This window comes from Rosistilla ulvae (genome assembly GCF_007741475.1).
Taxonomy (GTDB): Bacteria; Planctomycetota; Planctomycetia; order Pirellulales; family Pirellulaceae; genus Rosistilla; species Rosistilla ulvae.
Genome location: NZ_CP036261.1, coordinates 2,038,816 through 2,051,501, shown reverse-complemented (window position 1 = coordinate 2,051,501; position 12,686 = coordinate 2,038,816). Strand labels below are relative to the sequence as shown.

The following is a 12,686-nucleotide window of genomic DNA, read 5'->3' as shown; positions in this document are numbered from 1 at the left end:
TTAATGCTGGACTTTTGCCGCAAATTCCTTGTGACTTCACACCTTTCCCCTCGGTCGTGACCTAGCTTTCGAAGCACGGAACCCGCTTCTGAAACCGTTGACAAAAATCTAAAAATCATGCGTCCCGAAACCGCCCAACTTGTCGATCCGGTTCTCTCTTTAACATGGCAGCTGCGCGATGCGTTGGCCGCCGGGCAGACCGACCGCTTCCCTAGCGGCCGCAGCGAACTAAAAGAGTTGCTGTCGCGGATTCACAACGCGGAACTCGCCGCCGGACACAGTACCAGCAGCGACTACCTGGGCCTCGGTTATCCGCTGGCCTGTTGGATCGATGAAATGATGACCGACGATGCCACCGCCGGTCGAATCTGGAACGAAAATAAGATCGAAGGAGAGCTGTTCGGCAGCAACGATCGAGCTTGGATGTTCTGGCGGCAAGCTCAGCTGGCCGAAACGCTCGGCCGCAACGAAGACTTGGCTGTCTTCTATCTCTGTGTCAGCCTCGGTTTCACCGGCCAACACCGAAACAATCCCGAACAACTTGCCGCCTGGATGCATCAAACCCGACTCGGGCTGGGAATCGTTCCCGAATTGAAGCTTCCCTTCGCCGCCGATCTCGCTCCCGCTACCGACGCACCTCCGTTGACCGGCGCCGCGGCGTTGCAACGGGCCGGTTATGTCGGCTGGACCGCCGCCGTCGTCCTGTTGCCACTGATGTCGTACCTGGCCGTCGCGGCTTGGACCCGGTAATCGCAATCCTCCGCTCCATTCCTACGCCACCCCATCTCTATATAATGATCGCACTTCTCAAAGCCTCGCTCAGCAAGATCGCGCGGATCGCGCTTTGTGCGTTTGCACCGATCGTTGCTCTCCGTCATGCCAACGACCGCTGGCAGCGATGGGGGGTGATGGCGATTCACCTGATCGCCGCCCTGTTGGGCATCGCCGGTCTGGGATACGTTCAATACGCGATGCAGTTGGACACGCTTGTCCGATCGTCGCTGCCCGTGGTTCGCCTGACCTGGCTGCCATTGGTTGGATGTTTGTTGTACGCGATCGCTTGGTCCGCCTGGTTTGTCGTCTATACGTTGCGGATGCCCGCCGAAAAGCCTCTGGGCGGTGGGATCCATTCCGCCTGGCAAGAGAGTTTGCACCGCTTTACCGCTGCGGGGATCGATGTTTCCCGCACGCCGCTGTATCTGGTTCTCGGCAGTCCCGCCGGTGGCGTCCGCGACTTTTTCTCCGCCAGTCACACCGATCTTGTCGTGTTGCCGAGTGCCGAGGAAGCCGATCAACCGATCCAAGTCTGTGGCAACCGCGACGCGATCTACGTCTGCTGTCGTGAAGCCTCGTTGACTGGAAACTTCACGCGCCGCGCCGCTGCCTCGCGGCAAAAGCTGTTGGAAACGATGGGCAGCGACGGCGGAACCGGCATCCATCGCGGACCGGCTCACGTTTGGCAATCAGGCGACGGAACAAACGCCAACCCGCAATCACCCGCTTTTGCCGCCAGTGCACACGCCGCGACCGAGCCATCGTTTGAGAAAGCTTCGGATACCGGAACACTCACCGCCACGGCGACCCTTCCACGCACAGCTTCCGCGGGCGATATGGCTGTCGATCGGATGCACGAAACGTTCGCCCAGATCGAAACGTTGACAGCGGATGAACCCGGGCAGACTGCCAAGTCGGCGACGATCCTGCAACCGCGGACCGCCAAGTTGCCGATGATGCGATTGGAGCAATCCGAAGCGTTGGAGCTTTTGGAAAGACTCGATGGCCTCTGTCGCGAGATCGCCGATATTCGCCAACCGTTCTGCCCGATCAATGGCGTCGTTCTGATGTTGCCCTTGGATGCCGCCGATTGCATCGAAACCGCCGACCACGTCGGGATGCGAATCGAACGCGACTTGAACACGATCGCCGCGGCCACGCAGTCGTCGGTCTCGGCACAAGTTGTCTTCTGCGATCTGGAACTCTGCGACGGCGGTCAGGCGTTGTTGGATCGGTTCCCCGAAACGCAGCGTCATCGTCGTCTGGGCGCGATCCTGCCCGCTCCGCCCGCCAGCGAACCGGACGCCGGTCCGGCGAGCGTTGATCGAGCGGTCCGTTGGATCTGCGACGAACTCTTCCCGCCGCTGGCCTATCGTTTGATGGCTCGCAATCTGCAAGACGCCGCACAGGATCGAATCTTGCGTCAGGGAAACCACGCCATCCATCGCGTTGTCGATACGATGCGGCAACGCCGCGATGGGATGTCGCGTCTGCTGCGTCGATCGATCGCAGCGACCGCCGGAAACGTACGCCTTCGCGGTTGCTTCGTCGCCGCGACGGGAGCCGCCGGAGCGACCAAACACGCTTTTGCCGAAGGCGTGATCCCACAGATCCTGGACATTCAAAACGAAGTTCAATGGTTGCCACAGCGTCGCCAACGCGACCGTTGGCAACGCCGATCCGCGGCGGCGATCTACGCCAGTGTCGCGATCACCACCTGTGTTGTGATGGCCTATCTGTTGGGCTGGCACGCGACAAACTAATCGCTCGCCTCCGAGCGGCTTTCCGTATTAATTCACTCCCATTCACGTCACCCTTCCTACCACGAGACGGTATCCACGATGGCATCGCTGCAACTCAAATCGCTTGTCAATAAACTGAACGATCCCACTCGCCGCTGTCTCGAATCCGCTGCCGGGTTGTGTTTGTCGCGGACCCATTTCCACGTCGAGATCGAACACTGGTTGTTGAAACTTTTGGACGAATCCGACGGAGACTTGCCGCTGCTGCTGCGTCACTTCGACATCGATATCGCTCGCTTTCAATCGGTCGCCGAAGGCGTGCTCGACAAGATGCGGACCGGGAACGGCCGCGCCCCGGCTCTCAGCAACACAACTGTCGAATTGATCAAAGCGGCTTGGATGCTGGCGTCGGTTCAATACGCCGCTCCGCAAGTTCGCTCGGGTCACCTGTTGGCGGCGATCGTTCGCGACCCGCTGCACTTCGAAATCGGAGCACCTCTGGCGCGACTACTCGAAGGTATCTCGGCCGATGCGATCACCGACGCTCTTCCCGTCGTGACCTCGGGAAGCGTCGAAGCTCGCGCGGCGCTGCCGACATCGTTTATGCAATCCGGCAACGATTCGGGCCCTGCAAATGCGGACGGTGCACCCAGCAAAACCCCAAGCTTGGATCGCTATACCGCCGACGTCACGCAACAGGCTCGCGATGGCAAGATCGACCCGGTGCTCGGACGCGACGCTGAGATCCGCCAAATGACAGATATCCTACTGCGTCGCCGCCAGAACAACCCGATCCTGACGGGAGAACCAGGCGTCGGCAAAACCGCCGTCGTCGAAGGCTTTGCCCTGAAAGTTGTCAACGGCGACGTCCCCGAAGCGCTGCAGAACATCACGATCCGCTCGTTGGATCTGGGACAATTGGAAGCTGGCGCCGGAGTCAAAGGGGAATTCGAAAATCGCCTGAAATCGATCCTCAACGAAATCCAAGCCAGTCCGACGCCGATCATCTTGATGATCGACGAAGCTCACACGCTGATCGGCGCTGGGGCTCAAGCGGGCGGCGGCGATGCAGCCAATCTGCTCAAACCAGCGTTGGCCCGCGGCGAACTTCGAACGATCGCAGCGACGACCTGGTCGGAGTACAAGAAATATTTTGAGCAAGACGCGGCGCTGACGCGGCGTTTTCAAGTCGTCAAGGTCGAAGAGCCATCGTTGGACGTGGCCAAGGCGATGTTGCGTGGCGTGGCAAACAAGTTGGAACAACATCACGGTGTGCGAATTCTGGACGATGCGATCGATTCGGCGGTCACTCTGAGCAGTCGCTACATCACAGGTCGCCAGTTGCCCGACAAAGCGGTAAGCGTTTTGGACACCGCATGTGCGCGGATCGCGATCAGCCAAAACAGCACGCCCGGCGCGATCGAAGACGCCCGAGCCCAGTGCGAACGGGTGCGTCGTCGCAGCGATCGGTTGCAAGATGAACAAAGCTGGGGTGCCGACCACGGCGATCAATTGACCGAGATGAATGCTCATCTAGAACAAAGCGAATCCGCACTGGCGGCGCTCGAAGCCCGCTGGCATCAAGAAAAGTTTGCGGTTCAAGAGATCTTGCAGATCAAAGACCAGATCCATCGCAAAAACATCGAGACAAGTGACACTTTGGCCAAGCCGGACGATCGCGTTGCCGAAAACGAATCGGATGAGGAGACGTCGCCGTTGGCTGCGATGTCACTTACCGAATTGCAAGCGGAACTGACGCGGCTGGAAGCCGACTTGGACGACACTCAAGGTGATGAACCGCTGATCTACGTCGACGTCGATTCGCAATCGGTCGCCAGCACGATCTCCGCTTGGACCGGCATCCCGCTGGGCCGAATGAGCACCGATCAAACGACGGCGGTTCTGAATCTGAAGCAGCGGCTGGAAGAATCGGTCGTCGGCCAATCACACGCATTGGACGAGATCGCTCGTCACATCCGCACCTCGCGAGCCGGCCTAGGCGACCCGAACAAACCGATCGGCGTCTTCATGCTGGCGGGAACTTCGGGTGTTGGCAAAACCGAAACCGCTTTGGCTTTGGCCGACACGCTCTACGGCGGCACGCAACAACTGACGACGATCAACATGTCGGAATTCAAGGAAGAGCATAAGGTTTCGCTGCTGATGGGGTCGCCTCCCGGATACGTCGGCTACGGCGAAGGGGGCGTGCTGACCGAAGCGGTCCGCCGCAAGCCCTACTCGGTGATCCTGTTGGATGAACTGGAGAAGGCTCATCCCGGCGTTCAAGATGTCTTCTATCAAGTCTTCGACAAGGGACAGATGAAAGACGGTCAAGGTCGCGACATCGATTTCAAGAATAGCGTCGTGATCATGACGACCAACGCCGGCACCGATTTGATCGCTCAAATGTGCAGCGACGGACGTCAGCCGAGCCTGGTCGAATTGAAAGACGCGTTGCACGAAGAGTTATTGAAAACGTTTAAGCCCGCCTTCTTGGGTCGGATCACTGTGCTGCCTTATTTCCCATTGGAAACGGACGTCTTGCAGCGGATCGCCACGCTGAAGCTGGACAAGGTCGTTCAGCGGACACGCGAACACCACAAGGCGGAACTCGTCTTCACCGACGGCTTGATTCTTCAACTGGCGAAGCAATGCGTTTCGGTCGACACCGGGGCGCGGAAGGTCGACCAGGTGATCGAGCAGAACATCTTGCCAGAGCTTTCGGCCGAACTACTGTCTCGCAATGTCGAAGGCCAGCCGGTGCAACGCGTTGTTGTCGACTGGGATGATCGCGGTGGATTCGTCTACGAATTCGAAGTCGATCAAGAAGAGGATGTCACTCCCGAAACCGAACCGACATCGCCAGCACTGCCGATCGATTCCACCGATTCCGCCGCCTGGATGGCGACGACCAACGAAGTTTGATCCCCGATGACGACCACGGTCAGGCATCAGCCGCAACGCGATAGAGTCCGGTCTAACAACGATCCCTCAACTCGCGTTCCGCAGCTGATTCCTCCGAACACAAACACAGAACACCTCTCCCAACAGAACACTTCACCTTCACCCAAAGGGTTTCCATCATGAACAAGATCATGGGCATCGGGCTGCTTGCGCTCATCGTCTACTACGGCTACAACCACTACTCCAGCGACGGATTGGCTGGAATCACGGGCGGGTATTCCGACGCAGCTTTCGAGAAACAGATCGAAGGGCCCGGCTTGGTGATCGTGAAGTTTGGGGCGCCGTGGTGTGGTCCCTGTCGGATGATCGACGAGCAATTGGAGCATGTCACCGGCAACGTCGAAGTGGTTAAGATCAATATCGACCGCAATCGCGAACTGGCTAGCAAATTCAAGGTCTCGGGGATCCCGCACACGGTTATCTTCCGCGACGGCAAACCGCTGGGGCAGTTCACAGGATATCGCGACGCCAAAGCGATCTCATCATGGGCTCGCCAGTTCGGATCAGAAGTCGCCCCGGTGCAAAACGCATCGTCCGGCGGATCGGCGCTGCAACCCAACGGCATCAAGACCAATCCCTACGCGACCTAGATCGAAGCAGCAGCCCCCATAAGCCGTCTGGGTGTCTCGGGCTTTGCCAGTGTTCTACGAAAGAGACGTCGAGACTTAGTTGGCATCCATTTCAAGTGCATTGGAATGCGTTTACTGCGTGATTTCTCAGATTGATCGGTGGACTTAGGTCGTGCATTGTTGGCGAGTTTGAGTGGTTGGTGATCATTCTGGCAATCTCCGTAAACGGCTATCCGAATCCCCGTCCGCGCCAAGGATACTGGTTACCACCTCAAGTGCTCCTTGTCGCACGTTAAAATCTTCTCGCCACCATGCTTTTCCCAGTCCTTGGGCATGTGCTTCAGGTTGTCAGGCGGGAAACACCCGACTCTCCTGTTGTAGATCTGCCGAAGAGACCAGAACGTAAGGCCTCTTGCGTGGCCCTTTCGTTGCGGCCAGAACAGGCTATCCCAGTTCCTCTGCGACTGCCTCTTTCGTATCGCTTCCTTCGACTCTAACTTCTTCTCAGTCACGGTCTTCAGCGATCCGTCTGCCTGGATGACAAACTTCTGCCGAGTCGTGCATTCATGCCCGCAGCCGAAGGGTGGATCAGGACATCGAGGGCCATTCTCCCGGACTCTTTTGCATTCAGGACACGTGGTTTGCTTATAGTTCTCACTGTCTGGATTGTCCTCGTCGGCTTTCTGCTTCTTGTAAAGCTCTTGCTCTGTTATGCGGAACAAGACTTCCCAGTCACGGTCAGCATTCGGCGAACCATGTCGTCGCCAGTTGCCACCATGGTCTGACAGGTGAACAACGTCAGGGGTTTCCTTCGAGTACCGCAGCAGTCGACCAACGGTTTGCACGTAGGACTTCAGCGAGCCAATGGGTGTTGCAAGGCTGACGTGCCGCAGGTTCGGGAAGTCCAGCCCCTCGCGACATACAAACCGATTGAACAGTGCGGGGATCTCGCCATTGCGAACCATGTCGAAGATCATCTCTCGCAGTTCGCCCTTTGGGTCTCGGCGTTCTTGGCCGTCCCAGTAGACGCAGGAGGAGTCGACGTATGCTACACGCACACCTCTGTTCTCAAATTCCTTGGCCAACCACAACGCTGAAGGACAGTCAGGACCGAAGATGATGGACGGTTCCTGCCTAGGATTGACCTCGCGCCACTCGTCGTAGACATGCCCAACGATCTGTTGGTTCCAGATTGTTCGGGTCTTGTCGCCGATAATGAACTCACCGGTCGCAGTTCGCTTGACCTTGTCGCAGTCGATCTCACTAGGAGCCCGCACCAAGCATGGCACATGGGCACCATGCTCGCGCAGTTCAGAGTTGGTCCCTGCGATGATGATGTCGCTGCACGTCTTGAACAGCCCAACCGGGGTTGCTGACACTTGAACAACGTAGGCACCGTTGTCTTTGTGGTACTGAACCAGTTCACGGAACTTGCCAGACTGGAACATGTGTGCCTCATCAACAAGCAGCACGTCAAGTTGCGCTGGTGCCCGGCGCTTGCTTTGTGCAATCTCAGACTGCACCATCATCAGTTGCACGGCTTTGGATAGGTCGAACTTCTTGCGGTGCTGTGAGGCAACCATGCCGTGGTCGATCCCAGCCTCAGACATGTCCTTGCTGAGCTGGGTGCATAGGCTGTTGCGATTGGTCAGGATGCCAGCTCTCATTCGGTTCTGCGTGGCCCAGTTGGTGAGAGCCCACATCATTTTGCTCTTGCCGCCACCAGTAGGGCTCTGGAGACAAACGGACTTGCCACGCTCGTAGTTTGCGATGATTTCCTCAACGCCGGAGAGTTGCCACGGCCATGGCTCGCGCCCCTGGGCAAGCTTGAACAAATCTTTAATCACGCATTGCCCTCCAAAACTAAACTGATTCAGGCTCAGAAAATCGCCCCCCCTCTGGTGATGTCGTTCACGATGGTAACCCCTGATGGGCTGGTGCTGAAGTGCACGTGCGATCAGAGGGTGCGATTGCGATCAGAGGGGGACACCCACAAAACGATTGCCTTTACGGCGGCGAATGCCTAGAATTGCTGAATGAAGTGTTGAATTAGCAATTGCAACGAGATTTGATGTGGCTTCGTAGCTGGAGGGCTTGTCGGATGGCTCGGCAATCGCGGGGCGAGGTGATCGACCCGGATCAGGTGCAGATCGTGCACTGTATCGAGCGATGTGTCCGTCGCGCTTTCCTGTGTGGCGTGGATCCCTATACCGGACAGTCGTTCCAGCACCGCCGTCGTTGGATCCGTGAACGTCTCGAATTCTTGGCCTCCTGCTTCGCAATCGATTGCCTGACGTTTTCGATCATGAGCAATCACCTGCACTTGGTGCTCAGAAGCCGGCCGGATGTCGTTGCTGTCTTGGCCGATGAAGAAATCGCAAGACGGTGGCTGCGTTTATTCCCCGTCCGTCGAGACGATGACGGGGCGCCCACTGAGCCTTCGGTCGCAGAGATTGCCGCGATCGTTAATAACGCACAGGTGCTAGCCGAGCGCCGTCGTCGTCTATCGGATATCAGTTGGTGGATGCGGTGTACGGCGGAAAACATTGCTCGCCGCAGCAACGCCGAAGATGACGTGAGTGGTCACTTTTGGGAGGGGCGATTTAGAGCTCAGTTGATTCTCGATGAAGCAAGCCTATTGGCCTGCGCAGCCTACGTCGATTTAAATCCCATTCGCGCTGCGATGGTTCAGACGCTGGAAACGAGTGAATTCACCGGAGCCAAGGAGAGGATCGATGATATCACTTGCGCATCGGAGCAAGACCGCAAGCACGTTCATGACTGGGAGCGAAGCCGAGTACCGCACAACAGTGGATGGATGAGTCCAGTGGAGATCGACGAGCGAGACGATCCGATCGGCGCGGACGTCGATTCAAGCCATCGTCGGTCGAGCTGCAAAGGCTTTTTATCGATGTCTTTGTCCAAGTATCTTGAGCTGTTGGATTGGACGGGGCGTCAGTTGCGAGACGACAAGCGAGGCGCGATCCCTGCCGAACTCGCACCCATATTGACTCGGATCGGACTCGACGCCCCCGCTTGGTGTGATTTGGTGAAACGATTCGGGCGTCTGTTCAAACGAGCTGCTGGTACCTCGGAGAGTCTCTGCGAAGAAGCCGCCCGTCGCGGACAATCATGGATGCAAGCTTCCGGAAACCCATTGGCTGGCCCAGCCCCTCCGTAGATTCCCGCCATCGTCCTTCTAACTGACTCCAAATCGCACCACTCCTGGCCCCAGTCGCAAACTACCACTTGCGGCAATAGCGCCGGAACCGCCGAACCAAAGCTATCCACCGAACAAAAAGCCGTTTCAACGCCCCATCAACACCTTCGCCCGCCCATTCACCAGCCCTCACCCCTCGATATAAGCATGCTTGCGCTGGCCCAAAGTTTGGCTGTCCCCAAAATCATTCCCAAAATGGATTGCCGCTCGGCGCAGGCAGAGATGTTTTCAAGCTCCCGGAAACCCATTGGCTGCCCCAGCCCCTCCATATCCCCCCGCCATCGTCCCTCCAACTGACTCGAAATCGCACCACTTCTGCGCCCCAGTCGCAAACGACCACTGGCTGACATAGCGCTGGAACCGCCGCACCGAAGCTATCCCCCCGATCAAAAGCCGTTTCAGCGCCCCCTCCACACCTTCGCCAGCCCATTGCCCAATCCTCGCCCCCAATAAAGGCAAGCTTGCGTCATTTTAGAGTTTGGCTGTCCCCAAATTTTGCCCAAATTTTGCCAAATTTTGCATTGGGCTGTCCCCAAATTTTGATGGGCTATTCCAAAGCTGGGACTTCGGCAACACAACACTGGCAGAGCCAGTGGCACCCTGTCGTCAAATGGATGTTCCGACATTTGAAGGCTGCGTTTTTGCGAGTCGCGTTGACACGGAGGGGCATAATTTTCTAGTGTCGCCGCAGTTTTCCTGCGGAAGGATCAAAGGCCCAACGGATGCGGCGAGAAGTCAGGGATATTTCGACCGATTCGAATCGCAAGCTTGCGATCGGGCTGGTCGCTGCGCTCTGCCTGCTGTGGCTGCCCGGATGTGCCACGACCAGCTATATCCAAAAACGGAACACGCGCGAGAATCCGCTGACCGCTTCGCTGGCGCTCGTCTCCAATCGCGGACCCCACGAATCGCAGCGAACCAGCCAATTGCTGGAACGCTACGATCTGAGCGACCAGTACAAAAAAGATCCCAACGCGGCGCTACTGTCGCTGAGCACTCAAGACGAACGATCGCAAGAGAGCGAGCGTTTGTATGCAGTCGCCGAATTGGCTTACATCCAAGGCCAGCAGGCCAAGCACGATGGGAAAGCTGTCGAGGCGTTGCACTACTTCCAGAGTGCGTTGGCAAGCAGTTATGCCTATCTGTTCTCGCCGATGGTCGCCGACAATCGCAATCCCTACGATCCCCAGTTCCGCGGCGCGTGCGATCTCTACAACCAAGCCCTCGAAGATACGCTGCGGTTGTTGCACGCCGATGGCCAGTTGCAGCCGGGGAAGACGTATCAGTTGAGTTCGGGTGACAAGCATTTCACGATCAAGACGCGGCTGGACGACCATTGGGACAAGCAGGACTTTGCCGAGTTCGATCACTTTGAATTCGCTAGCGATTACGAGATCAAAACACTCAACAACCGCCACACCACGTATGGCTTGGGCGTGCCGTTGATCGCCATTCGGAAGCAAGCGAACAACGCCGCACCGATGGAAAAGTATTATCCCGACATGCTCAGCTTCGCCTGCACGGCGCTGCTGCAGTGCAGTTGGAACGGAGAAGTGGGGCCCGATGGCAAGCCCGCACCGCAGTGCGAACTGGTTTTCTACAACCCGATGCGGCGATCCCGCACCGAGTTTGCCGGGCGAAACATTCCGCTTGAAACCGATATCACGACGCCGTTGGCTTACTTTCTGGACAACAAACAGTTCCACGACAAAGACATCGCCACCTTGGGGCTGCTGAAGCCGACCAAGGTGCAGAACAAACAGGGGCTGTTCATGCTCGAAGCCTACGATCCCAAGCGGATTCCGGTGACGATGGTGCATGGACTGTGGTCGAGTCCGATGACGTGGATGGACATGTTCAACGACTTGCGCAGCTTTCCCGAGGTCCGAGAACGCTACCAATTCTGGTTCTATCTGTATCCGACAGGGCAGCCGTTTTGGATCAGCGCCGTGCAGATGCGGAAGGACATGAAAGATCTGCAGGAGACGATCGATCAGCAGTATCACGGCCACGATGCCAAGACGATGGAGCAGATGGTGCTGGTCGGGCACAGCATGGGCGGGCTGGTCAGCAGGCTGCAGACGCTCGATAGCGGCAACGATTTCTGGAAGATCGTCAGCGAGAAATCGATCGACGAATTAAATGCCAGCGACGAGGATCAGGCTCGCCTGGCGAGCACGCTCTTCTTCCGTCCCAACCCGTCGGTCAGCCGCGTGATCACGATCGGAACGCCGCATCATGGGAGCGATTATTCCAACAGTACAACACAGTGGCTGGGGCGGCGGTTCATCAAACTGCCCGCCTTCTTGACCAACATCAGCACGCGCTTGATCCGCGACAATCCCGATTACTTCCGCGACACTCAATTGCTGACGACCAACACCTCGATCGATTCATTGGCTCCCGATTCGCCGATCTTCCCGGTGATGATGCGAGCCCAGAAGAAGTCGCCGGTGAAGTATCACAACGTCGTCGGATTGGTCTCCAGCAAAAGCCTGATCGGCCGAATCAAGACGGACAGCGATGGCGTCGTGGAGCGCGAGAGCGCCGAACTGCCCGATGCCGTTTCGCAGATCTTTGTCGAAGCCCAGCACACCGAGATTCACACCAAACCGGCGGCGATTTTGGAAGTCCGCCGGATCTTGATGGAACACGCCAAAGAGATCGATTCGCGCGACCGCGTCGCCAGCGTCCCCTATCCAAGAAGCGCTGTCGAACCGGTTAGCGTGACCTTGTCCGATTCGATCGGCCCCGAAGATGCACCACTTGAGATAGCGATACCGCTGGTTCCCGATGGCCAAGAAGAACCGGCGATGATGCGTTAAGTCGCCGCTTCGTGCTCCAAAGCTTCCTCGGCGGGAGTCATCCGATTGCGAAGCTCTTTGCATGCTTCGCTCGGGTTTTGGCACAACGCACAACTCTTCTCCCCCGATTCGTTGGTGACGTTCCCCAGCCCGCCACAGCTGCCGCTGATCGGTCGCCGGCCAAACATCACGCCGACCGCCATCCCCAGGCAGACCAACAGAAAGGCACCCAAAGTGATGCCGACGATCACGGCCACGTGCGAGCCCGATCCCGCTTCGCTAGCGACTTCTGCGGATTGTGCGACGATGCCGATCGAGTTTGCGAGAATATCCATGCCGATCATTGTGGGGGTGAGCGTAACGGGTTTCGAGAACGTAAGTTTTGAATGCAGCCAACGCGGGGCTCCTTTCATTCTATCGGGCGAAGCTTGTTTTGTCGTGGCGTCCCCAACACGCGGGATCGCCGCCTGATAGCTCCGATTGAAACGCAGATTTGTCCGCAACGGTCGTCAGCGACCAGAATGTTCGCTTGCCCCCACGAGCCCAATCGCATGCGAATATTCAACGCCGCGAATCGTCTGCCGCAAACCTCCTGGACCGCCCAAGCCGCTAC

At 57.6% G+C, this 12,686-nt stretch carries 8 protein-coding genes; 6 read left to right on the top strand and 2 right to left on the bottom strand.

All coding sequences use genetic code 11. The features are described 5' to 3' along the window. The first annotated feature begins 117 nt into the window (after window positions 1–117). From EC9_RS07410 to EC9_RS07395, 4 genes are all read left to right on the top strand, one after another. The gene (locus EC9_RS07410; protein WP_145343687.1) at window positions 118–750 is read left to right on the top strand and encodes a DotU family type IV/VI secretion system protein; all 633 of its coding nucleotides are present in this window, start codon (window positions 118–120) and stop codon (window positions 748–750) included. Window positions 751–794: 44 nt separating this feature from the next. Beyond that, a complete protein-coding gene (locus EC9_RS07405; RefSeq protein ID WP_145343685.1) occupies window positions 795–2,537 on the top strand; it encodes a type VI secretion protein IcmF/TssM N-terminal domain-containing protein in 1,743 nt (580 codons plus the stop codon). 78 nt (window positions 2,538–2,615) lie between these two features. Then, the gene (tssH, locus tag EC9_RS07400) at window positions 2,616–5,441 is read left to right on the top strand and encodes a type VI secretion system ATPase TssH (RefSeq protein WP_145343683.1); all 2,826 of its coding nucleotides are present in this window, start codon (window positions 2,616–2,618) and stop codon (window positions 5,439–5,441) included. 158 nt (window positions 5,442–5,599) lie between these two features. Continuing rightward, window positions 5,600–6,070, top strand: coding sequence for a thioredoxin family protein (locus tag EC9_RS07395; RefSeq protein WP_145343681.1), 471 nt, complete (start codon window positions 5,600–5,602; stop codon window positions 6,068–6,070). Between the two features lie 242 nt (window positions 6,071–6,312). On the opposite strand, the gene EC9_RS07390 is transcribed toward EC9_RS07395, so the two are convergent. Next, window positions 6,313–7,896, bottom strand: a complete 1,584-nt coding sequence (locus EC9_RS07390; RefSeq protein WP_145343679.1) for a DEAD/DEAH box helicase — start codon at window positions 7,894–7,896, stop codon at window positions 6,313–6,315. Between the two features lie 254 nt (window positions 7,897–8,150). Here EC9_RS07390 and EC9_RS07385 point away from each other — a divergent pair, with 254 nt between their 5' ends. Beyond that, entirely contained in the window at window positions 8,151–9,230 is a 1,080-nt protein-coding gene (locus EC9_RS07385) for a hypothetical protein (RefSeq protein WP_246106004.1), read from the top strand. A gap of 761 nt (window positions 9,231–9,991) precedes the next feature. Beyond that, a complete protein-coding gene (locus EC9_RS07380; protein WP_145343677.1) occupies window positions 9,992–12,094 on the top strand; it encodes an esterase/lipase family protein in 2,103 nt (700 codons plus the stop codon). Here the strand turns inward: EC9_RS07380 and nqrM are convergent. After that, a complete protein-coding gene (nqrM, locus tag EC9_RS07375) occupies window positions 12,091–12,408 on the bottom strand; it encodes a (Na+)-NQR maturation NqrM (RefSeq protein ID WP_145343675.1) in 318 nt (105 codons plus the stop codon). The genes EC9_RS07380 and nqrM overlap by 4 nt on opposite strands. Between the last annotated feature and the right edge of the window lie 278 nt (window positions 12,409–12,686).

Coding starts and splice junctions, on each gene's coding strand:
- EC9_RS07410 (WP_145343687.1), top strand. CDS start 118: ATGCGTCCCGAAACCGCCCAACTTGTCGATCCGGTTCTCTCTTTAACA.
- EC9_RS07405 (WP_145343685.1), top strand. CDS start 795: ATGATCGCACTTCTCAAAGCCTCGCTCAGCAAGATCGCGCGGATCGCG.
- nqrM (WP_145343675.1), bottom strand. CDS start 12,408: ATGGATATTCTCGCAAACTCGATCGGCATCGTCGCACAATCCGCAGAA.
- EC9_RS07385 (WP_246106004.1), top strand. CDS start 8,151: ATGGCTCGGCAATCGCGGGGCGAGGTGATCGACCCGGATCAGGTGCAG.
- EC9_RS07395 (WP_145343681.1), top strand. CDS start 5,600: ATGAACAAGATCATGGGCATCGGGCTGCTTGCGCTCATCGTCTACTAC.
- tssH (WP_145343683.1), top strand. CDS start 2,616: ATGGCATCGCTGCAACTCAAATCGCTTGTCAATAAACTGAACGATCCC.
- EC9_RS07380 (WP_145343677.1), top strand. CDS start 9,992: ATGCGGCGAGAAGTCAGGGATATTTCGACCGATTCGAATCGCAAGCTT.